Here is a 23143-nt window from a genome sequence, read left to right as displayed (position 1 = left end):
ATCCTTATGGATCATTTTTACGATTGAATTGTTCCCATTGTACGTTGTAAAAGTCTTGCTTGAATAAGACGTCTACGAATTGTAATTCCTAACCAACTTGCAAGAAATGCTTTAATCAAACCAACAATAATGAAAGGATAAACTCCTGAAATCATCGCTTCCTTCCAGCTTAAATCTACAATGAATTTCAATTGAATTGTCCCGAGCAACAAGATAATAATCATTGCTACAGTGTTCGCGATCATCGCATACATTAATGTAAATGATGTCTTCTCAAGAATAAGACCGGTTACATATGCTGCAACAATGAAAGCAAAAATATACCCACCAGTCGGTCCCAATAATACGCCTAATCCACCTTTTGCTTGTGCAAATACTGGAACACCCATTGACCCAATCGCTGCATAGCCAATCATAGTAATCGCCCCATACTTACGACCAAGAATCGTTGCGGTTAAGCCAACAGCCAATGTTTGCCCACTGATTGGAACAAGTGGTAATGGAATTTCCATTTGAGCAAGAATAGCTGTAATTGCTACAAAAAAGGCACATATAATCGTCATTCGAAGCTTTTTTTGTTTTATCATCGTTCTCCCCCTCTTAAATGTTAACTAAACTAATATTTATGTTAACATTTAAAAACAAGTTTAGGAAGAATAATTAAGGCATACTCTCATCAATCATTTCGAACCCTGGGATCATTTGAGATAGTGGTACAATCACCGCTTCATTCTTATACATAGGAATAAACTCGTTTAAAACCGCAACCATTTTTTCACCGGCAATCCCCACATGTCCGATCGCAATATGTGCCTGATCATCTTTAAGCTTTACCGCAAGCTCTTGAGCCTTTTTACTCATATGCTGAATTGTATAGACGTCATCAAAAAAAAGTTCATTTTCAAGATAAGGAACACCGATTTCTTCTGCAAGATCGGGAATGACACTTTTCCCTGTCGTTTTGCTATCTAAATAATAAAGACCTTTTTCTCGACACGCTTCAAGAACGATTTTCATCACTCGTTCATCAGCTGTCGCTTTTGACCCCATATGATGATTCATACCAACTGCATGAGGCACAGCGTCAATTGCAGCAATGACCCGCTTCTCAATTTCATCATCAGATAAGTCCGTTGTAATCGCTCCTGGTCCAAGCCAGCTCTTCTTTCCTTTCAATGGCTCCATTGGAATATGCACAATCACTTCATGTCCAAACTTATGCGCTTCTTCCGCATCTTTTTCAGTCGTTTCAAGAAATGGCATAATCGCAACGGTTAATGTTACAGGAAGTCGTAGCATTTCTTCCGTACCACCCATGTCATTTCCAAAATCATCAATAACGATAGCCAGCTCACGATTCTCTTCTGCACCTATCTGCGCTGGGAGGTACATAACCAATAACATAAATAAAACCCACTTCTTCACACTTTCACACCCTTTTTCACTTTATTATTCCCTAAGGAAAATGCTTCATGACTACATAGGTAAATTCATTGCGTTATGAGCCGCTCTGCACGAAAATAGAAAATGAAGAGAAAGGAGTTTTTGTATGAATATTGAGAAGTACCTTAAGCGAATTAACATCAAGCAGATGCAGGTTAATTTTCATTCTCTTCAATCACTTCAGAGAAATCACATGCACCAAATTCCTTTTGAAAACCTCGATATTTTAAAAAAAAGATGGATTGAGTTGGATCTGGAGAAAATGTATGCAAAAATTATTGAAAACAAGCGCGGAGGACTGTGCTTTGAACTAAATCCTCTCTTTAACTGGCTTCTTACTCAAATTGGATTTACAACAGTTATGGTTACTGGTACTGTCGCGATTGATGAAAAGAATTGGGGGAAAGAAAATACACACTTAACTAACCTCGTCGAATTCGAAGGAAAGACTTACTTAACCGATGTAGGCTTTGGAAACTCGAGTCAAACGCCGATCCCTCTCTCGGGTGAAATTGTTGATGATGGGTTTCATCGATATAGAATTGCTCATCGTTCAAACGATATGTATGATCTTCAACAAGCAGTTGGCAACGACACATGGAAAACTCAAATACGCTTCTCAACCGCGCCTCGAACGTTGGCTGAATATGAACCATTGAGCTCATTTGTTCAAACTCATCCAAATTCACCATTTACGAATCATACAATAGTGACGATTGCGACAAACCATGGACGGATTACCCTTACAGATGATTCACTTGTCATCACTCAACATCATCATAAAAATGTCTTTGACGTAAACGACGATGAATGGAATCATCTATATAACAGCTATTTTTGATACCCTCTTCGCTTCTTCGAAAGACAGAGGTTTTTCACCTCTCAATCAAGGGCATAGTAAAGATAGACTACAAGAAAAGCATACTAAGGAGAGACAACTATGGAAACTAAATATATTCGTGAATCACGTGTAGTAAAAACAAGCCACGTATTCCCAGAAGCAACCAACAACCACAACACCTTATTTGGCGGCCAACTGATGAGAGACATTGATGATATAGCATCAATTGCAGCAATGCGCCACTGTCGTAGTGAAGTTGTAACAGCCTCAACAGACTCTGTTGACTTCTTACACCCAATTACACCAGACGATTCCGTTTGCCTCGAAGCATACGTGACATTCACCGGAAAGTCTTCTATGGAAGTATTTGTGAAAGTCATTGCTGAGCATCTCTTATCAGGCGAGCGACATATCGGAGCAACAGCATTTCTTACTTTTGTCTCATTGGATGAAAATAAAAAACCACTTCCCGTCCCAAAAGTAATTCCAGAATCAGAAGAAGAAAAAAATCTACACGAAACAGCACCAGCACGAGCAGAAAAGCGAAGAGAACACAGACAAGCCAGTAAAGAACTAGCCGGCCTCCTAACCACAGAAAAACCCTGGGAATAACAAAAGCGAAAGTGACCGTTTAGCCTCGACAAGCGCTGGAACCATATGAAAAGAACACGCCCTTTGTGTTCATTTCATATGGTGAAGCGATCGAGGGACTGGGGTCCTGTAGCTAGATGAAACAAAAGCGGAGGGGCCCGATTAGCCTCGACAAGGATAGAAAAAGCGACGTCCCGTAAACGGAACGTCGCTTTTTGGTATTAAATCCAGTTGTACCCGATTGAAATAATCACTAAAATTAGAACAATACACGCAATCCAAAGCATCTTTGTTGATTCGCCACGCTTCTTTCTTCCTACAATCATTTCCATAACACCGATTAACACAATCGCCAGAATTCCTTTAAGTACATAGATCAGTGGAAAACCAAGAATAAAGAGCATTCCGATACCTGTACCAAGCATAATCAGATAAAATAAGCGTTGAATCATCAGCGAGATCTTTTGCTTAGGTGCAAAATAACTAATCACTAAAAGCAAAACAAGAATCGCCCATGAACCTGAGTGAGACTGTAATAAAATATTAAACATTCGTGTTCCCCTTCCCATTAAAAAATGGATATGACTCATGTCATACTCTAATAGTAGAATTGTATTGAGTTTGGCACAAGTCCTAATGCAAAATCGTAACAAAAATATACGAAATATACCAAAAAAAGAGAAGCCCTATATGAGCTTCTCCATTCTATTAGCTGATTGACATTTCTTTATAGTACTTGCTAATTAAATCAAACAAAATCTCGCCCTCGTTTACTCCTGTAAAAGCAGTAATCGCACTTGAAATACCCTCATTCTTGATTTTGCTCTGAATCTTAACTGCATCTTCATCTTCTAAGGGATCAAATCGTAAAGCTGCTGCGATTCCTTTTGCAAGGTAGTTTGGTTCTTTATTTAATTCCGCAAGCTGACGTGCTGGGCCAACAAGACGGTCGTCGGGTCCAATTTTACGAATTGGAGCTCTTCCAACGCGAGTTACTTCATCCACTAGATGTGGATTTAGAAAACGACCAAGAATTTTCGTAATGTAAGCCGCATGCGCCTCTTTTTCAAAACCATGCTTATGCTGAAGTAATTCACCAGACTCTTCAAGAGCTTTCTTAACATCATGATAGATAGCTTCTGTGTCTAGTGCTTCTTTAATTGTTTCATATCCTGCCTGATAACCAAGGTAAGCTGTCACGGCATGTCCTGTATTCACTGTGAACAATTTCCGCTCAATGTAAGGAGCAAGATCCTGAACGTACGTAAGACCAGCGATATCAGGAACCTCTCCAGCCATCATCGTTTGATCGATGACCCATTCATAGAAAGGTTCAACTGCAACCATTAACGGATCATCATTAGTTTGATTCGGAACAATGCGATCAACTGCAGCATCTGGGAAACCAGCGTACTGATCAAGTACTTTACGATCCGCTTCATTCATCTTTTCTTCAACAGCATTTCGAAGCATTGTACTGCCACCGATCATATTCTCACATGCAATAATATTTACTGGAGCTTTTCCATCTGCAATACGTTTTGAAATGCCTTCTGCAATAACTGAAGAAATCAATTTCAATACGGTTGGACCAACTGCGGTCGTAACAAGGTCAGCTTGATAGATTGCATCGACCACTGCTTTAGGATCTTGTTGGCTGTTAATACCTCTAACGCCTTCAACAACAATCTGTTCCTTATCCTGACCTAATATTTCAACCGTGTAACTCTTTCGTTCATTAAGCTCATTAATCACAGTCTCATTGATATCTACGAAGCATACTTCATACCCTGATTGAGAAAGAAGCTTTCCAATAAAGCCTCTTCCAATATTTCCAGCACCAAAATGAACGGCAAGCATGATTAATTCACCTCGTTAAACATGGAGATTAACGTTTCTTTAGAATCCGCTTGAATCAACTCTTCTACATTTTCTTCTTCAGAACAAACAATCGCAATTTGAGAAAGGATTTCTAAGTGTTCATTATCCTTACCAGCAATACCAATGATAATCTTTGCAATATTCCCGCCTCCAAAATCAACGCCCTCACGTAGCTGGATGATTGATAGCCCTGAATGCTTTACTGCTTTCTTAGCGTCCTCTGTACCGTGAGGAATAGCAACAGAGTTGCCCATGTATGTCGTTGTAATTTTTTCACGTTCTTGCATTTGCTCAAGGTAGCTTTCATCAACATAACCGTTGTCGACAAGGATTTGACCGGCCATACGAATAGCCTCTTCTTTTGTTGCAGCTGTTTCGTTTAGTAATACATTCTCAGTTGATAGAATTTCTTTTGCCATTTCAATCGTCTCCTTTAAATCCTAATAATTTTTCTACATAACTTTTCATTTTATTTGCAAGGTATAACCCTATAGACTCTTGATTGCTCTCCGAGAAAAGCGCGATGCTTTCATTTGATTCAATAATTAGAGAACTGATGTAGCTCATGATCTCGATACTTTCCACAGGTGAATCCTCTGGTGCGAGTTGTAAAAGAACAGTATCTATTTCAATGAGTGAACCATCCATTGCCTTTCGCTGAATCGGTGCCATCAAACGACCAATTGTAAATACTGGTTTTTTAACTTCAGGTGTCCGCGTATGAAACAATGCAAGTGAAGTCTCAGGAATACCCACTCCACTTATGGCTTCACGCTTCAGAAGCTCCTCTTTAACTTCTAGTGAATGGCTGATCGCATTAAGTTTTTCTAGACGCATACACTCTTCTTCTAAGAGTTTCTCGACCTCTTTGTGTTCAGATTGATTTACTCGAAATAATTCTATTACCGAAGATACAGTCGTGCTATATATTCCAGCTTTACGAAACCAGATGTTTGCTTCATCTTTTGAAATAAATAAAGATTCTTTGTCCTTCTTAGGTTTCTCTACCGTGCTTCTTTTTTTCATCATCGACTTCTTTTGTAGTGTCGAGCGAATGCGCGTTGCCTCTTCCTCCGTTAAAAAAGGATTCACCCTAATATACTCGCCTTCATAATCTGGAAGAGGAATAGTTGAAACAATTAGGTCATAGCTTTCGCGATCTTCATCTTGCAATTCAAATAATGAAGCACTTTTGATAGTATGAATTTCTGGCAACTCCTGTTTTAACCGAGTAGCCAGCATTTTGGATGTCCCGATACCACTTGAGCATACGGCAAGAATATTCACTTCGTTATGTTGAAAGCGACCTTCAAGGGCTGAACCAAAGTGGAGAACGAGAAAACCAACTTCTTCATCAGGAATGGGTATCCCCGGAAAAGTTTCTTTTAACGCTTCTTCAAGCAGTTGGAATAAGTCAGCATAATCTGCTTTTATTTTTGTAAGTAAAGGATTATGGATATTCATGTTCTGCCTAACGCGATGGGTAGCAGGACCGAGGTGTGTCACTAATCCTTCTAAAAGTGATTCATTCGTTGCTAAACCCGCATTGAGGTGGTGATCTACATAGCGGATTAACTCCTTTGTTTTAACGAGAATCGGATAATTCGTTTCTTCCAAATAGTAATCTCCGGTATTTCTCAATTTCGCTCCGCGTAAATGCATGGTGATATAACCAATTTCAGCTTCAGGTATCAAGACATTAAAAGATTCTTCAAGTTTTGTACCGATTATTCTAGCAAAACCAAACTCTTTCGTATTCACTAGGGTACTTAAATATTCTTCATCTATCTCGATTTTTTCACCCTTTTGAATACGCTCAACAGCGAGGGTCAGATGGACGATCAAACCAATATATGCGCTGTCAGCGATCATATAGGGTAGCTCATTGTTAACATCATCAACGATTGTCTCAACCTTCAAAAGCTTAGTTCGATCAACTAAACCTAGCAATCGTTCGGAAGCAGATTGGAGAACACTCTCTTGAGATTTATTTTGGATCGACTTCTTTAACAATGTAAAAAAGTCTGAATCATTAAACTCAAGCGCAAGCAAAGAGCTCATGGCGTGTCTCTTCAAGGCTTCCGCCCCTTCAACTTGCACACCATATCCCCGCCTTCTTATTAATGAAAGCTGCATTCTTTCAAGCCATTCTTCCGCTTTGTCTAAATCATGACTAACAGTAGCAACTGTTACTTTCAAGTCATTCGCTAGACCAACTAACTTAATAGGGTCAGCTGATTCCAATAGCTTGCATAGAATCAACGTCTCCCTTTCCTGTTGCGTATATTCTGTAATGGTTAGATCAACTAGATAGCTTTTTAACTCAGCTCGGCTAGATTCGTGACCATCAAGTTGAACGCCTACTCCAGCTTTCTTTTGTAAGGTTAAATTATATTGAGTGAGAATATCCTCTACGCCGACTAAGTCACGGTGAACCGTTCGTTCGCTTACCTCAAGCTCTTGAGCAATCCCTTTGACCGTATAATAGTCATCACTATCTAATAGAAGCTGAAGAATACTTCGTTCCCTTGCTGAAATAAACACGTGGTTCACCTCGAATTCTGGCTATAACTATTTTTTTAGTCTATCAACAAGCTCTTCGTATTTCGGGCTATTCATAAAGTTTGCAACTGAGATATGCTCAGCATCAGGGCGTTTCGCTTTTGCTCGATCAGTTAAGTCCTGGTGAGTGATGATTAAATCGGCATCATCTGGTAAGTTACTAATAGCCGTATTTGTCACATCAATATCTTTAAGTCCTGCTTTCTTGAACTTATTACGTAGAACCGATGCGCCCATTGCACTTGATCCCATTCCAGCATCACATGCAAAGACTACTTTATTAATTTCTTTCTGCTCTGCTTGTTCTGGTTTTGTCTCTTCTTTTACTGGCGTTTCTCCTGTGGAAGTTAACTCAGCAACAAGCTCATCGTATTTTGGACTATTCATAAAGTTTTTAACCGAGATATGATTCGCTTCTGGAAGCTTATCCTTCGCACGATCCGTTAAATCCTGGTGCGTGACGACTAGGTCAGCATCATTCGGCAGGTTGCTAATCGATGTATTCGTTACTTCAATGTCTGTTAACCCAGCTTTTTTGAATTTGTTACGAAGTACGGATGCGCCCATTGCACTTGATCCCATTCCAGCATCACATGCAAAGACTACTTTAGCGATGTTACCATAAGAAGATGCTTCTACTTTTGGCTCTTCCGCATTCGTTTTTAGATTAGACGATACGCTACTCTTCTTCCCTTTCATTGCTTCCATTTTTTCAGTTGCTTCTGAAATATCTTCTCCGCTATCTTTTGAGCGTTTTAGAATGACGAATGAGACTAAGAAAGAAATAGCTGTTGCTACAAGAACACCTGCAATAACGCTTAGATAGCCGCCTCGTGGTGACATAATCATAAGAGAGACGATACTACCTGGTGAAGCCGCTGCTAACAGTCCTGCATCTAGAAGTGTAAATGTGAATACACCACCCATTCCACCAAGAATGGCAGCAAGTACAAGTGCTGGCTTCATCAAAATGTAAGGGAAGTAAATTTCATGAATACCCCCAACGAAATGAATCAGTGCAGCTCCTGGTGCTGATTGTTTTGCTGACCCTTTACCCACAATCGAGTAGGCAAGGAGAATCCCTAAACCTGGACCAGGATTGGATTCAACCAAAAAGAGAACCGATTTACCTGTATTCGCTACCTGTTCAAGTCCAAGTGGGGTGAAAATCCCGTGGTTAATCGCATTATTTAAAAAGAGTACTTTACCTGGTTCAATTAGAATACTTACTAGAGGGAGTAGACCTGCAGCGATAATCGCTTCTACACCAGCAGCAAGTGCTTTGTTTAGTCCCAATACAACTGGTCCAATTGCTATTGAAGCAATAATTGTTAACGCTCCACCGATAATTCCTGCTGAAAAATTATTAACAAGCATTTCAAAACCTGATTTAATCTTGCCATGAATGGCCTCGTCAAATTTCTTAATTAAATATCCTCCAAGGGGTCCCATTGCCATAGCTCCAAGGAACATCGGAATGTCCGCGCCTACAATAACACCGATCGTAGCTGTTGCACCGACCACTCCACCACGACCGCCGTAGACAATTTTACCTCCAGTATATCCAATCAGTAGTGGCAATAGGTAGTAAAGCATTGGTTCTACTAATTCTGCTAGACTTGCGTTTGGTAAATAACCATCTGGTATGAATAGAGCAGTGATTAACCCCCAAGCAATAAACGCACCAATATTCGGCATGATCATACTGCTTAAGTAACTTCCGAACCGCTGAACTTTTACTTTGAATCCAGATTTCTCTGTGTTCTGTTCACTCATCGTATTTCCTCCTTTTCATGCGCACGTTAAAAGCGTTTTCATTTTGTTTGTACGTTTCTTATTTGAATCAGTTAATATGAACGCTTATATAGGATCCTTATCCCAGTGCGACTTTCTGTAGTTCTTATCATACGAGCGTTTTGAGTCATATACAATGAAATCCAAACGCGAATTCGGCGCAGCACTTGTTGACATGATTAAATAAACACTTTTAACTTTCTATAATTTAGGCGAATTTCCCAAAATACTCATAAAGAAAAACCTCTGGACAACCAGAGGTTTTACGAATGCTGGGGTTCAGCTCCCTTCTTTATCGTTGGCTTTTCTTTTTCTTTCCGCTCCCATAAAATCGTTAAACTAATCAAGGTTACAAGAATCGTTGCACCCATATCCGACAATATTGCAATCCATAGCGTCAATAGTCCAGGAATAGTAAGGAGTAAGGCAATGAGTTTCAAACCAAGGGCTAGTGCAATATTGACTCGGATCGTTCGATTCACGCGCTTGGCAATCGAGACCGCTTCTGGCAGCTTACCGAGATGATCCTGCATCAATACAATATCGGCTGTTTCAATCGCGCTATCCGTCCCTTTCCCCATTGCAATTCCAAGATCAGCTGAAGCAAGAGCCGGTGCATCGTTAATTCCGTCACCAATCATGGCTACTTTGCCTTTCGCTGTTAATTCTTTCACTTTAGCGACTTTGTCTTCAGGTAAAAGACCACCGAAATAAGAACGAACACCAACACGGTTTGCTACTTTCTCAGCTGTTTTCTCATGATCTCCTGTTAACATCACCGTATTCTTAATACCTGCTTGATGCAAATCCCGTATAACAGACTGGCTTTCTTCGCGAATTTCATCCGCAATACCAAACATACCAAGTATCTTTGTTTCATCGGCTACAATGACAAGCGTTAGCCCATCTCGTTTCATCGCATCAATTGATGACTGCACATTCTCAGGTATGGAAACATGACATACGCTTTTTTCATTTCCCACCCAATGTCTCTTTCCATTAACCTCTGCAATGATGCCTTGCCCTGAAACCGTTTCGACATTGGTTGCTTCGAATTCTCTATAAGGAAAATCAGCTACTTTCTTCATAATTGCTTTGGCTAGTGGATGAGAAGAATGCTTCTCGACCGCTGCTGCTACAGATAAAAACTTCTCATCGCTATAGCTTTCATATGTCTCAACATAAGGGAATCCTTTTGTAAGTGTCCCAGTCTTATCAAAAGCTAGCGTATCGATTTTACCCAGTTGCTCAAGATAAACCGATCCTTTTACAAGAATGCCGTTACGCGCATTCCTTGTAATACCGGAGATGTTCGCAATAGGTGATGACAGTATAAGAGCACAAGGACAACCTACAATCAATACAGCAAGTCCTTGATAAAACCAGTCACCCCAAATCCCACCAAACAATAACGGAGGAACAAGCATAACCAGGGCTGAGATGACCATGATAATTGGTGTATAGAATCTTGAAAAACGATTAATAAATAACTCTGTTGGTGTCTTCGTTTCTTGAGCTTCTTCAACTAAATGCAAAATTTTTGCGAGCGAAGAATCCTCATAGGCCTTTGAGATTTTCACGTGCAGAATGCCCTCATTATTAATGCTTCCGCCAAAAACAGATTCACCAACACCTTTTTCAACCGGCATAGCTTCTCCTGTGATCGCAGCTTCATTCACTGAGCTATATCCAGCTGATACAATCCCATCTGAAGGAATTTTAGCGCCAGATTGAACGAGAACAAGATCGTCTACTTTAAGGTCGTTAATTGAGACAACTTCTTCTTTTCCATCTCGGATAAGAAGCGCTTCTTTCGGTGCGATTTGAAGAAGAGATTCCATCGACTTCCTGGCCTTCTCCATGCCAAGTCCTTCTAAGTATTCATTCAATCCAAACAAAATCGCAACAAGCGTTCCTTCTTTCCACTCTCCAATGGAAACAGCCCCGATTAACGCAATCGTCATTAAGGTTTCAATATTAAATGTTAACTTCGTTAAATTTCGAAGACCTTTCATAAACGTTTGATAACCGCTTAAGATAATCGCAGTAAGATAAAACGGAACAGCTGGAACAGCTGTGACGAAATCCAATAGCAGAGCGAATAGAAAGATACCAGTTGAAATGCCTAGGAGCCACTTCATACTAGCGTGAGCGTGTGTATGTCCTTCTTCTTCCTTCATTATAGAAGCATGATCGGAATCAAGGATTTTCTCGACCTGTTCAATGTTAACTCTTTTATCTACTTTTAGTTTACCTGAATTGTACTGAATTTGAGCTGATTCGCCGTACTCAAGTTTTTGAATCTGTTGCTCCATGCCAGCAGCACAGTTAGGACAAGATAAGCCCTTAAGACGATATTCTTCCATCGGGTTTTACTCCTTTCTTCGTTCATTTATCTATTGTATTCAATATATGAGCATGTGTTCATATTAATCTATGTACAATTTTACTGAATCTTTTGCACGTTGTCAAAAGATTTCGTGAGCCACCTGTAGGTAGAGTGATAACAAAAGTATTCCCAAACACGTATACAAGTACAACTCTCTTTTTAAAACTTTCCCGACAACTTGGCCGATCATTTCATGAAGCGCTACATAGCCTAAAGAGCCGATTGCAATGCCCAAAAACACGCCGTTGATAAGAATAGATTGACTCGAAACCATCCCAAACCACGCTGCCACTGTTAAAACAATCGTTACGAAGCTCCCACCGATGATAACAAAAATGCGTTTAACCCCATTCATTCTCATTAAAATATAGAGGGCAACTCCTTCTGGTAAATGATGAATAAATAGAGCAATAAGCAACGATATGCCGATACCTTCACCTAATGTCATTCCTAGCGCGATTCCTACAGGGATATTATGAAAAGTAATGGCTAGTACGAAAGCGAACACAGGAAGATAGCTTTTATCACGAAACATCCCGTGTATAGCGTGATCCGTAAACACACACACAAAGACCGACAACGATGCTCCTGCCATAAGGGCCCAAAACGGATATGTGCGTATGCTTTCGGGTATTAATTCAAGCATAATGACACCAATGAGCATTCCTCCGCAAATAAGGTAAAGAGCTTCTAGACGATGTTGATAATATGTAAATGCCATTCTCCCTGCGAACGAGCCGATCATAAGTCCTCCAAAGCCAATCATAAAAAGAGTTAACAATGACGTCACCATGACTGCATTCCCTCCTAAATGAATTGAAGAAGCTTTCTCTTCTACCCACTTGTCCTATTAGCGCATTTTATTAGTGGAGAGGTGAACTTATGTATCATAAAAAAGGCCGAAGAAAGGATTCCGTCCTTTCTTCAGCCTTTTTAGTTAGACAATATCATATCCCTGTTCTTCAACCGCTTCATTCATTTCTGAAACAGAAACACTTCTAGAGTCGTAAGAAACTTTTGCCGTGCCTTCTTTTACATTCACATCTACTTCTGCTACACCATCAAGCTCTGTTAATGCATTAGTTACTGCTGCTTTACAATGATCACATGTCATACCTTCGATTTTTAACGTTGTTTGTTCCATTTTCATTCTCCTTTCATTTCTTAAAGTTTGACTCGCTTCAAACGGAGGGAGTTTGCTACGACAGATACGGAGCTAAATGCCATAGCCGCTCCAGCAACCCATGGAGCTAGTAGACCGAGCGCAGCAATTGGAATACCAATTGAATTATAGAATAGCGCCCAGAATAAATTCTGGCGAATATTCTGCATCGTTTTCTGACTTAAATGAATCGCCTTTGGAATGTTTTGAAGATCGCCACCAACGAGAGTAACATCCGCTGTTTCAATAGCTACATCTGTTCCTGTTCCAATAGCCATTCCAATATCAGCTGTCGCAAGAGCTGGGGCATCATTAATTCCATCTCCTACCATCGCAACTCGTTTGCCTTCTTGCTGTAACTCTTTCACCTTACTAGCCTTTTCCTCAGGGAGCACCTCAGCAAACACGCCATTTAGATTTACTTGTTTTCCAATTGCCTCAGCTGTGCGTTGGTTGTCACCTGTGATCATATACACATCAATGCCAAGCGCACGCATTTCTTCGATCGCTTTCTGAGACGTTTCTTTCACAGTATCAGCGACAGCAATAATCCCTTGCACACTGTTATCAAATGCAATAAACATAGCCGTCTTCCCGTCTAATTCGTACGTAGTCATTTGCTCTTCATATGCAGAAACGGAAATATGTTCCCGCTCCATCAGCTTGCGCGTTCCAACAAGGATTTGCTTTTCTTGCACAGTTGCCACAATCCCATGTCCTGGAATAGCTTGAAACTGCTCTGCTTCAACTACTTCAATCTTCTGGTTCAAACCGTACTCTACAATGGACTTGGCTAGAGGATGCTCAGAAGCTTTCTCAGCAGCTACCAATTTTTCCAGCACGCTCTCCTCATTACTTTGAAAAGCAACAAAATCTGTTACTTCTGGCTTTCCTTTTGTAATAGTCCCTGTTTTATCAAGTAAGATCGCATCAATTTTGTGAGTGGCCTCTAGAAATTCGCCACCTTTATAAAGAATACCTTGCTCAGCCCCTTTACCTGTCCCAACCATAATTGATGTTGGTGTAGCTAAACCTAATGCACAAGGGCATGCAATAACAAGAACGGCTATTCCAACCTCAAGCGCCTGTGGTAAATTGTATGGATCAACAAGAAAATACCAAATGAAAAACGTAACGGCGGCAATAGCGACTACTATCGGTACAAAAACACCTGAAATGACATCGGCTAACCGCTGTATTGGTGCTTTAGACCCCTGGGCATCTTCTACAATTTTAATGATTCCGGCAAGTGCTGTGTCTTTTCCGACCTTTTCAGCGCGAATGGTTAACGTACCGTTTTCATTAATTGTAGAACCAATTACACTCTCTCCTACTTCTTTTTCTATTGGGATGGATTCCCCTGTGATCATAGACTCATCAACGGATGAATTGCCTTTTTCTACGATACCGTCTACAGGTATTTTCTCACCAGGACGAACAATGATATGATTTCCTACCTGTACTTGATCAACAGGTACTTTTACTTCTTCCCCATCCCGAATGACACTTGCTTCTTTCGCCTGGAGGTTAAGCAATTTTGTAATCGCCTGCGTTGTTCTGCCTTTCGCAAGATCTTCAAATAGCTTTCCGACTAAAATAAGCGTTATCAGAATAGCACTTGTTTCAAAATAAAGAGACGGATTGTAGCCTTCCGTTAGATAACTTCTAATGCCCTCTATCACACTGTAAAAATAAGCCGCGGATGTCCCAAGCGCAACAAGGACATCCATATTTGCACTCTTATTAACCAGTGCTCGATAAGCGCCAGAATAAAATGGTGCGCCAATGACAAACTGAACGGGTGTAGCTAGAAGAAATTGAAGCCAGGGCTCCATGAGAAGATGGGGCACCGGAAGTGCTAATCCGACAGGTAGATGACCTAGCATTGTTAAGAGTAGCGGTAACGAAAGAAGCGCTGAGATAAGCAAGCGACGTTTTTTCTTTTTAACTTCTTCATCTTTATAAGACTTCTGATCTTGTCGGTCTTTTTTAACAACAGCTTCATACCCGAGCTTTTTCACCTTTTGAAGAATATCATCTAATGTCACTTCTCCTGGCTGATATTCAACAACGCCAGATTCTGTTGTTAAATTCACAGAAGCAAGCTCAACGCCCTTAGTGCGATTTAAACCTTTTTCGATTCTCGTTGAGCAGGCTGCACACGTCATCCCATGAATATCAAGCTCTACCTTTTCCTTTCGAACTCCGTAACCAAGCTTTTCAATCTTCTCTACAATCTCTTCCGTTTTCACTTTGTCTTGATCAAAACTTACGCTTGCTTTTTCCATCGACAAATTAACATTCGCATCGACGCCATCCATTTTGTTTAATACTTTTTCGATTCTTGTGGAACAAGATGCACACGTCATCCCTGTAACTTGAAGGGAGATCTGCTTCTTAGAATCCATTTGGTTCACCTCCTTATTTGGAGAACTGCTGAATCACTTTCATTAGCTCCTCTATCTGCTCATCACCCGTACCTTCTTTAATTGAATTAGCTACGCACGTTTTCGTATGGCGTTCAAGAAGCGTATAACCAACTTTTTTTAATGCTGCCTGAATCGCAGAAAGCTGAATGAGAATGTCTACACAATAGCGGTCTTCTCCGACCATTTTTTGAATACCACGGATCTGGCCTTCAATGCGTTTTAAGCGGTTTTGAAGCTGCTGCTTTTCTTCTTCGGTTCGCGGTTCAGTGGGCTTCTTCTCCGGCTGTAGGGGAATGTTCAAGTCATCCATTCGAATCAACTCCTCTATATTTTCTTAAGTTCAATATACCCCCCTCAGGTATGTGTGTCAACTTAATCGTATCATAAAAAAAACCTACATCATGTAGGTTTTTTTCAGTCTCTTTCCAAAGGCAACGTCATACACCGTATACCTCCGCCCCCTTTTTCTAATTCGTCTACTTCGATTTCAATCAGCTTTTTCTTTTTAAGAATAGAATCGTTTTTAAAGATTGATTTATTAGCTTTTGTACTGATTAACAGCGTCTCTGGATTAAGATTTAAAAAATTGATATCTGCCACGGTATGTTTAATGGCAGAAGTCCACTCCGTTACAAACCCATGTCGCTTTAAAAACACTTCTGGCATTTCATAAGTAAACCCTTTTGCTGTTATAACTTGAATCGGTAAATAGTTCATGTAGCTTTTCCCAATAAAAAGTTTTCCCCCAACCACATTACAATTCATATCGAGGTGCATTGTGTCTGGGCGACGGGGTAAATCAATGACACCAATTTCTGAGAAACCAGCCTTGAACAAATCGCCCTGCAAAGCTTCTACACTTTCAATGCTTGTCCGAATGCCTGCATTTATCAAAATGGCATCTTTATTCAGGATCATCACATCTCCATATTCGAGCGCCTTCAAATTATTATTTTCTTCCAAACGAAACGTCTTGTTATCAAACCATTGTTGAAATAACGTGTGACTTTGAAAATATTCAGGTCTCCTCATAGACGTCCCAGCTGCCCCGGGAAGAATAATTTGTCCAAACACACATGCAAGATCGCGGACGAAAATGCGATTAATTAATTTTTCATTTAATAAAAGTTCCTCTCGTGATAAATGAACGGAGTAATCAATCACATTTACTCCTTCTTCCTCCATCGCTTCAATCATTATTTGATGATTTTCTCTCGCCTTTTTTTGTCTCACTGCCTTTTCCCATTGCACATCTGTAGCTGTCTGTTGATCAGGTACATCTGAAATCGACGGAGAACAAACGATAACCGATTTTAATTGTCCGTATTCATTCCAACAATTTGGTTGGATGTTCATCTCACTAAACCCCTTTATATCCATGGTCTTCTTACTTTCTCCTCAACTAAAAAAATGATTCTACAATTTTATAAACACATAAACCTTGTCTTCGATCCTCAAACTAGGCTGGAGGAGGGTGGTAGAATGGGTAAACCGACAGCTCAAGGAAAAAAATTAAGCTGGTGGCAAATGTCATGCGTTGGTGTTGGCTGCATCATAGGAACAGGCTATTTTCTTGGTTCAAGCATCGTCATTGAAAAAGCAGGCTATCTCATTTTAGTAGCATATTCTTTAGCTGCGATTGGAACCTGGATCGTTTATGAGGCTCTTTCAAACCTAACAGCTAAGCATCCAACAAAAGGATCATTTCGAACATATGCGAAACAAGCTTTCGGAGCATGGGCTGGATTTAGCAATGGTTGGGTCTACTGGTCTTCTGAAATGCTTATCATGGGAAGCCAGTTAACGGCACTTGCGCTATTCGCTCAATTCTGGTTTCCAAGTACTCCTCTTTGGCTCAATGCCTCCGTATTTGCTTCGCTTGGGCTACTCATCATCTTTATAGGGGTCCAGCTCGTAGAAAAAATGGAGAACGTGTTTGGGATAATGAAAATTGCTGCCATCGTCATGTTTCTCGCAATCGGTGCCGCTGCCTTACTTGGATGGCTTGATCCTAAACAAGATCACGTGGCCGTTCAAGTGACGTCAAATGACTTCTTTTCAGGTCATCCAATGGGACTCTGGGTTGCTCTTGTATATGCTTTCTATGCATTTGGTGGGATTGAAGTAATGGGACTGATGGCAAATGAGCTTGAAGATCCAAAAAACGCTCCTAAAGCTGGAAAAGTGATGCTGATCGTCTTAACCATTCTATATATTCTTTCGTTCATTGTTGTATTAAAGCTTATTCCTATCAAAAGCATTACCCCGAATGAAAGCCCGTTTTTAACAGCACTCACTCAATTTCATCTCCCATGGATCCCTCACGTATTTAATGCGATTTTAATTATCGCTGGATTTTCAACAATGGTCGCTTCTCTCTATGCCGTTACAACCATGCTTGTAACACTCGCTGAAGAAAATGACGCGCCTGCGATTTTCGCAAAAAAAAGCAGGAAGATTTCCCTTCCCGCCTTTGGTCTTACAACCCTAATTGTCATACTTTCAATTGGTGTTGCTCTCTTATTACCTGAAAACATCTTTGAGTATTTAACAACTGCCGCTGGTTTAATGCTGTTATACAATTGGATGTTTATCCTTTTTTCTTATCGAAAATTAACTCAGACCACGTTCAAAGATAAGATAAATCTCGTCATTGGTATTCTTCTAATAAGTACAGCTGTTTCAGGAACGTTATTTGATCGCATTAGTAGAGCAGGTTTTTTTGTCAGTCTATGCTTTCTTCTACTCATTGCTTCGGCTACCTTTTTTAAAATGAAAAGGAAACAGCACTAGGAACGGATGCTCTTCCATTTCTGTTTCATCGCCATGAAAGGACATTTAGAAAGCGAAGAGTCATCATCTGATAAAAAATATTGTTCCCACTCATAGTTATCTTGCTGACCGTACCACTTCAAAGCGGGATGGGCTGGAATCCCATCGTAAGAAACCAAACGCTGCCGAATGGCTTTCTTAAGCTTTTGGCCAAAAGTGGTTTCCGAATTGATTTCATCAAAAACCCATCTTGGTTGAAACGCGATTAGAAAACACGGAAAGTGACGACTTTGTCGAACAACATGAGCTGGGGTTGCACAGAAGGCAAAATACGGTTCTCCATTGAAGCAAAATTCCCATTTAGGATCATGAGGATCTTTAGGAATATGCTCCGGCCACGCTTCCTTATCCAGTTCATGTACTCGGTTTAATAGCGACCAAAAGAGTGATTGATACTGCTCGACCTCAGCATTTTGTTGCTGTAACCTCCTTGAGTCAAAAAAAACAACAAGAGAGGCATATTTACCTGTGCCCCTGGCTACTTCTCCGTAATTTTCTAACAAAGTAGCTAACTGAGTACATGCGCTATCTGTTGTTGGATCATCTGCAAACCCGTAACGCAAATTATCTTGATAAAACCCCTGTTTTCCAGGAATACAAGGATAAGGTTTTTCACGGTCTCCTAACATTGCCTCCAAGTGAGTAAACGCAGTGTGCTTCCAACCTTCCATTTTTTCTTCGTGTTCATCAATCCATGATTTCGTATATAGTTCCAAATGGAATCCCTCCTTAACACGACACGCGTTATTTTATTAGGAGGGACAGAAAGTGGTGCCAGTCTATCCAATGAACAACTTGATCGCTTGTATTCCAAAATAAAAACCAAAACCAATTAATGTTATTCCAGATAGGATCGATATTCGTTTCAACATACTTGGATTCACCCATGCACGCGCACTTGCTGCTGCACTGGCCATGGTGAGATCCCATAAGGTGATGCCTAGAAAAATGCCTGTACTATAAAGCAACAGCTGCTTGCCATCAACCATGCTAGATGTTTGAGCTAGAATGGAGCCATAGATCCCAAGCCAGAATAAAATATTTAGCGGATTTGATATCGCAATAAAAAAACCTGTTTGAAAAGATTTACGGTTTGAACCATTTCGGTTACTCGTTTCCTTGGATCCAATGGAATTAGCCTTAGCGATATTTTCGATACCGGTATACGTTAAAACAAAAAAACCAAACAACCATAAAAAAGTTTTCATAAATGGCGTATCAATAACTTGAGCGAGCCCAAAGTAAATCAGCATCATGAAGACACCATCTGCTACCATCGCACCAAACCCTACCAACCAAGCATTCATAAATCCAAATCGTATTCCCCTGTCGAGCTGCGCCGCATTAATCGGCCCCATTGGAGCTGAAAGTGATAGTCCTAAAAAGATGTAGCTAATAAAGATACTCATACGCCTCCACCCTTCGTCGTATTCGTATCATTATATTCGGACATGCTTGTAAGTAGTCGAAGGAAAGTCCCAGCCCTCTATCTACCATTGTCATTACGAAAAAACGGCCTTCTCCAATTGGAAAAGGCCGTTCTTATCGATCAATGTTTATTCAACCGTTACTGATTTAGCAAGGTTTCTTGGCTTATCTACATCACATTCTCTGTGTAGCGCTGCATAGTAAGCAAGCAGCTGAAGCGGCACAACTGAAGCGAGTGGAGTAAGGTGCTCATGTACTTCATCAAGGACAATAGTGTCGCCTTCCTCTTCAAGTCCTGCAAGGGAGATGATACAAGGGGATGCACCACGAGAAACCACTTCCTGTACGTTGGAACGGATGCTTCCATTCACATGCTTCTGAGTTGCAAGTGCAATAACAGGCGTGCCTTTCTCAATAAGAGCAATCGTACCGTGCTTCAACTCACCGCCAGCAAATCCTTCTGCTTGGATGTATGAGATCTCCTTAAGCTTAAGAGCTCCTTCAAGGCATACGTAGTAATCTACGCCGCGGCCAATAAAGAACGCATTACGCGTTACTGAAAGGAAGTTACGAGCAACTGTTTCAATCATTTCTTTTTGATCAATCATGGATTCCATTGCTGTAGCAACGATACCAAGTTCTTGAATTGGGTTGAAATCAAGCTTCATGCCTTTTGCCTGCGCTGTATCAACAGCAAGCAATGTTAGCACAGCCATTTGTGCCGTATAGGCTTTTGTTGAAGCAACCGCAATTTCTGGGCCTGCATGCGTGTGCAGTGTATAATCCGCTTCGCGAGACAGTGTGGATCCAGGAACGTTGGTGATTGTAAGAGACTTAAACCCTTTTTTCTTCACATTCACAAGGACGCCACGGCTATCTGCCGTTTCACCACTTTGTGAAATAAAGATAAAGAGAGGTTTCTCTGAAACAAGCGGCATATTGTATAAGAACTCACTTGCGATGTGCACTTCAACCGGCACTTCTGCAATGTTCTCAATTAATTGTTTACCAACAAGACCCGCGTTGTAGCTTGTGCCACATGCAATAATATAAATCCGATCTGTTTCTCTCATCGCGTCACGGATATCTTCATCTAGTTTGATATTATCGTTGTCATCTTTGTACTTCGTAATAATGTTACGGATTGCAAGCGGCTGCTCGTCAATTTCTTTTAGCATGTAGTGAGGATAAGTTCCCTTTTCGATATCACTAGCGTCAATTTCAGCTGTGAAAGGCTCGCGCTCCATTACATTTCCATTCATATCCTTGATTGTGATCGAATCACGTTTCACAATCACTACCTCTTCATCCATAAGCTCGATGAATTTACTCGTTACTTGAAGCATAGCCATTGAGTCACTTGCTACTACGTTGAAATCATCGCCGATTCCTACTAGAAGCGGACTCTTATTCTTCGCTACGTATAGCGTTTCTGGATTATGATTGTCAATAAGTGCAAGTGCATAAGAGCCATGAAGTTCATTCAATGTTTGATGAAAAGCATCTTCGACAGACATGTTATTGTCTTCAACAAGACTCGCGATTAGTTGAACTACCACTTCCGTGTCTGTTGCACTTACAAAATCAACTTCGGATAAGAAGTCACGTTTGATTTGTTGATAGTTTTCAATTACTCCGTTATGAACAAGAGTGAAACGTTCAGTTGTGCTCTGATGTGGGTGAGCATTCACCTGACTTGGTTCACCGTGTGTTGCCCAACGTGTATGGCCGATGCCCGCTGTTGCTTCCACACTAGTATCCACCTTTTTTCTTAGATCGGCAATGCGACCTTTCTCTTTAAAAAGGTGAAGACCACCGTCGTTAAGAAGCGCAATACCCGCTGAGTCATACCCTCGGTATTCAAGCTTCTCCAGACCTCGTAATAGAATTTCTTTAGCGTCTTGATTTCCAATATATCCAACAATACCGCACATGTAAAAGTCCTCCTTCAATTGAAGGAGCAGGCGTACATCGGGGCAGACCTGCCCCTTCTTTTCCGATTAATTTCTATTATGTCACCATAGTTTTGCTTTTGTTCAGAAAGTCACCTCTCTGTTTTTCACAAAACCATTCGATTGTGGTGAAGCAATCGAGAGGTATCCGCCGATGATCGATAAACCTCTTCCTCGTCAACTGTTTTCTTCCGTTCGAAAAACAGTCCAGGCGCTTTTTTTCAAAGTAACCTAACTTCCCTCTCTTTCCCTTCTTGAATAAAAACCAAACATACTTCTATATTATATCAACTGTAAAAAGATGGTCAATTCTTTTTTTCTTAGAATAAGTCGCTCTTATTCTCGATAGCTCTATTTTGCCTCATTTTAGCAGAAAAAAATCTCTATATAAAAAAGTATGCACATGCAGCTATTTTGTGCTGCACATGCATACCATTCGTACAAAATCTTTATTTTTGTCAATTACGCGCCAAGTTCTTCTTTCACCATGGAGACAACGCGATTAACGTACTCATCACAAAGCTCTTTCGTAGGAGCTTCTGCCATTACTCGTACAAGCGGCTCTGTTCCAGATGGACGAACTAGAATACGACCCTCACCGTTCATATCGCTTTCTACTTGTTGTATGGTTTCTTGAATGCGATCATTCGAATCCACTTTGTTTTTATCTGTCACCTTTACGTTCACAAGAGATTGAGGATATTTTTTCATTTCCCCAGCAAGCTCCGACAATGGTTTGTTTGTTACTTGCATAATGTTAGCAAGCTGAAGCGCTGACAGCATACCATCACCTGTCGTAATATGATCAAGGAAAATAATGTGCCCAGACTGCTCTCCCCCAAGGTTGTAGCCTTCTTTACGCATTTCTTCCATTACATAACGATCTCCTACTTTTGTTTGCAGCGACGTAACGCCCGATTCTTCCATCCCTTTATGGAAACCAAGATTACTCATGACAGTTGAAACAACCGTATCATGACGCAAGCGCTTTTGATCTTTCATAAATTTAGCACAAATGAACATAATCTGGTCGCCATCAACAATGTCACCATTTTCATCAACAGCGATAAGACGATCACCATCACCATCAAAAGCAAAGCCTACGTTAGCATTCTTTTCTTTCACAAATTCAGCGAGCGTTTCTGGGTGGGTCGATCCGACACCGTCATTAATGTTCGTACCTGTTGGGTTCGTACCGATCGTAGAAATGTCTGCTTCAAGATCAGCGAATAAGTGTGCTGCAAGAGATGATGTAGCACCGTGTGCACAGTCAAGCGCAATATGAAGACCCGAAAAATCTTCGTCCACTGTTTGCTTCAAATATTGAAGGTATTTCTGGCAACCTTCGAAATAATCACTTACAATACCGAGGTCAGCACCAGTAGGACGTGGAACATGATCTTCGTCACTATCAATAAGGGATTCGATTTCGGCTTCCTGTGCATCCAATAACTTAAATCCATCCGGCCCAAAAAATTTAATCCCATTGTCACCAACTGGATTATGAGAAGCAGAGATCATCACACCTGCTTGTGCGCTAAGTGCTTTCGTTAAATGAGCAACACCAGGTGTTGAAATTACACCAAGACGCATGACTTCTGCTCCAATCGAAAGAAGACCAGCAACTAAAGCTCCTTCAAGCATGTATCCTGAAATACGCGTATCGCGTCCAATTAGAATTTTAGGTTTTTCCGCATCTTTCGTTAAAACATGACCACCAAAACGGCCTAATTTAAATGCAAGCTCTGGGGTAAGCTCAGTATTCGCTATCCCTCTTACACCGTCAGTACCAAAATATTTACCCATCGTTTTACTCTCTCCTTTATTATGACGCAGTTC

The 23143-nt window shown here is 40.7% G+C and carries 20 protein-coding genes; 3 read left to right on the top strand and 17 right to left on the bottom strand.

The window, feature by feature from the left end:
* Positions 1-17: 17 nt before the first annotated feature.
* Positions 18-587 (bottom strand): biotin transporter BioY, encoded by a 570-nt coding sequence (locus tag ATG70_RS19170; RefSeq protein WP_179886347.1) that lies wholly within the window; start codon positions 585-587, stop codon positions 18-20.
* Between the two features lie 73 nt (positions 588-660).
* Positions 661-1425, bottom strand: coding sequence for a divergent polysaccharide deacetylase family protein (locus tag ATG70_RS19165; RefSeq protein WP_373560794.1), 765 nt, complete (start codon positions 1423-1425; stop codon positions 661-663).
* Positions 1426-1549: 124 nt separating this feature from the next.
* Between ATG70_RS19165 and ATG70_RS19160 the strand changes: the two genes are divergently transcribed.
* Together ATG70_RS19160 and ATG70_RS19155 are read left to right on the top strand one after the other, a co-directional pair.
* A complete protein-coding gene (locus ATG70_RS19160) occupies positions 1550-2284 on the top strand; it encodes an arylamine N-acetyltransferase family protein (protein WP_098446028.1) in 735 nt (244 codons plus the stop codon).
* 99 nt (positions 2285-2383) lie between these two features.
* Positions 2384-2896: an acyl-CoA thioesterase gene (locus ATG70_RS19155; RefSeq protein WP_098446027.1), complete on the top strand. Its 513-nt coding sequence runs from the start codon at positions 2384-2386 to the stop codon at positions 2894-2896.
* 200 nt (positions 2897-3096) lie between these two features.
* Here ATG70_RS19155 and ATG70_RS19150 read toward each other — a convergent pair whose 3' ends face one another.
* From ATG70_RS19150 to ATG70_RS19100, 11 genes are all read right to left on the bottom strand, one after another.
* Positions 3097-3426, bottom strand: coding sequence for a DUF1516 family protein (locus tag ATG70_RS19150; protein ID WP_098446026.1), 330 nt, complete (start codon positions 3424-3426; stop codon positions 3097-3099).
* Between the two features lie 157 nt (positions 3427-3583).
* Positions 3584-4735 carry a mannitol-1-phosphate 5-dehydrogenase gene (locus tag ATG70_RS19145; RefSeq protein WP_098446025.1) on the bottom strand — a complete coding sequence of 384 codons (1152 nt, stop codon included), beginning with the start codon at positions 4733-4735 and terminating at the stop codon, positions 3584-3586.
* A gap of 2 nt (positions 4736-4737) precedes the next feature.
* Complete coding sequence (locus tag ATG70_RS19140; protein WP_098446024.1) at positions 4738-5175, bottom strand: PTS sugar transporter subunit IIA; 438 nt, start codon at positions 5173-5175, stop codon at positions 4738-4740.
* Position 5176: 1 nt separating this feature from the next.
* Positions 5177-7300, bottom strand: coding sequence for a BglG family transcription antiterminator (locus tag ATG70_RS19135; protein WP_179886346.1), 2124 nt, complete (start codon positions 7298-7300; stop codon positions 5177-5179).
* A gap of 27 nt (positions 7301-7327) precedes the next feature.
* Positions 7328-9094, bottom strand: a complete 1767-nt coding sequence (locus ATG70_RS19130; RefSeq protein WP_098446022.1) for a PTS mannitol-specific transporter subunit IIBC — start codon at positions 9092-9094, stop codon at positions 7328-7330.
* Between the two features lie 281 nt (positions 9095-9375).
* Positions 9376-11478: a heavy metal translocating P-type ATPase gene (locus ATG70_RS19125; RefSeq protein WP_098446021.1), complete on the bottom strand. Its 2103-nt coding sequence runs from the start codon at positions 11476-11478 to the stop codon at positions 9376-9378.
* Positions 11479-11580: 102 nt separating this feature from the next.
* On the bottom strand, positions 11581-12294 hold the full coding sequence (locus ATG70_RS19120; RefSeq protein ID WP_098446020.1) for a ZIP family metal transporter: 714 nt from the start codon (positions 12292-12294) through the stop codon (positions 11581-11583).
* 144 nt (positions 12295-12438) lie between these two features.
* A complete protein-coding gene (gene copZ, locus ATG70_RS19115) occupies positions 12439-12645 on the bottom strand; it encodes a copper chaperone CopZ (protein WP_098446019.1) in 207 nt (68 codons plus the stop codon).
* Positions 12646-12665: 20 nt separating this feature from the next.
* Positions 12666-15071: a heavy metal translocating P-type ATPase gene (locus ATG70_RS19110; RefSeq protein ID WP_098446018.1), complete on the bottom strand. Its 2406-nt coding sequence runs from the start codon at positions 15069-15071 to the stop codon at positions 12666-12668.
* 13 nt (positions 15072-15084) lie between these two features.
* Positions 15085-15402 (bottom strand): metal-sensing transcriptional repressor, encoded by a 318-nt coding sequence (locus ATG70_RS19105; RefSeq protein WP_098446017.1) that lies wholly within the window; start codon positions 15400-15402, stop codon positions 15085-15087.
* Between the two features lie 104 nt (positions 15403-15506).
* Positions 15507-16448: an arginine deiminase family protein gene (locus ATG70_RS19100; protein WP_098446600.1), complete on the bottom strand. Its 942-nt coding sequence runs from the start codon at positions 16446-16448 to the stop codon at positions 15507-15509.
* Positions 16449-16574: 126 nt separating this feature from the next.
* Between ATG70_RS19100 and ATG70_RS19095 the strand changes: the two genes are divergently transcribed.
* Positions 16575-17885, top strand: a complete 1311-nt coding sequence (locus ATG70_RS19095; protein ID WP_098446016.1) for an amino acid permease — start codon at positions 16575-16577, stop codon at positions 17883-17885.
* Here ATG70_RS19095 and ATG70_RS19090 read toward each other — a convergent pair.
* The 4 genes from ATG70_RS19090 to glmM all read right to left on the bottom strand — a co-directional run bounded on the left by ATG70_RS19090 (position 17882) and on the right by glmM (position 23110).
* On the bottom strand, positions 17882-18640 hold the full coding sequence (locus ATG70_RS19090) for a YqcI/YcgG family protein (protein WP_257147810.1): 759 nt from the start codon (positions 18638-18640) through the stop codon (positions 17882-17884). The two genes, ATG70_RS19095 and ATG70_RS19090, sit on opposite strands and share 4 nt — an antisense overlap.
* 63 nt (positions 18641-18703) lie before the next feature.
* Positions 18704-19333 carry a LysE family transporter gene (locus ATG70_RS19085; protein ID WP_098446015.1) on the bottom strand — a complete coding sequence of 210 codons (630 nt, stop codon included), beginning with the start codon at positions 19331-19333 and terminating at the stop codon, positions 18704-18706.
* Positions 19334-19480: 147 nt separating this feature from the next.
* Positions 19481-21286 (bottom strand): glutamine--fructose-6-phosphate transaminase (isomerizing), encoded by a 1806-nt coding sequence (gene glmS / locus ATG70_RS19080; protein ID WP_098446014.1) that lies wholly within the window; start codon positions 21284-21286, stop codon positions 19481-19483.
* A 480-nt stretch (positions 21287-21766) separates the two neighbouring features.
* Positions 21767-23110, bottom strand: coding sequence for a phosphoglucosamine mutase (glmM, locus tag ATG70_RS19075; RefSeq protein WP_098446013.1), 1344 nt, complete (start codon positions 23108-23110; stop codon positions 21767-21769).
* Positions 23111-23143: the final 33 nt, after the last annotated feature.

It is taken from the genome of Bacillus sp. es.036 (assembly GCF_002563635.1).
Taxonomy (GTDB): domain Bacteria; phylum Bacillota; class Bacilli; order Bacillales; family Guptibacillaceae; genus Guptibacillus.
This window is presented reverse-complemented; position numbering and strand designations above follow the sequence as displayed.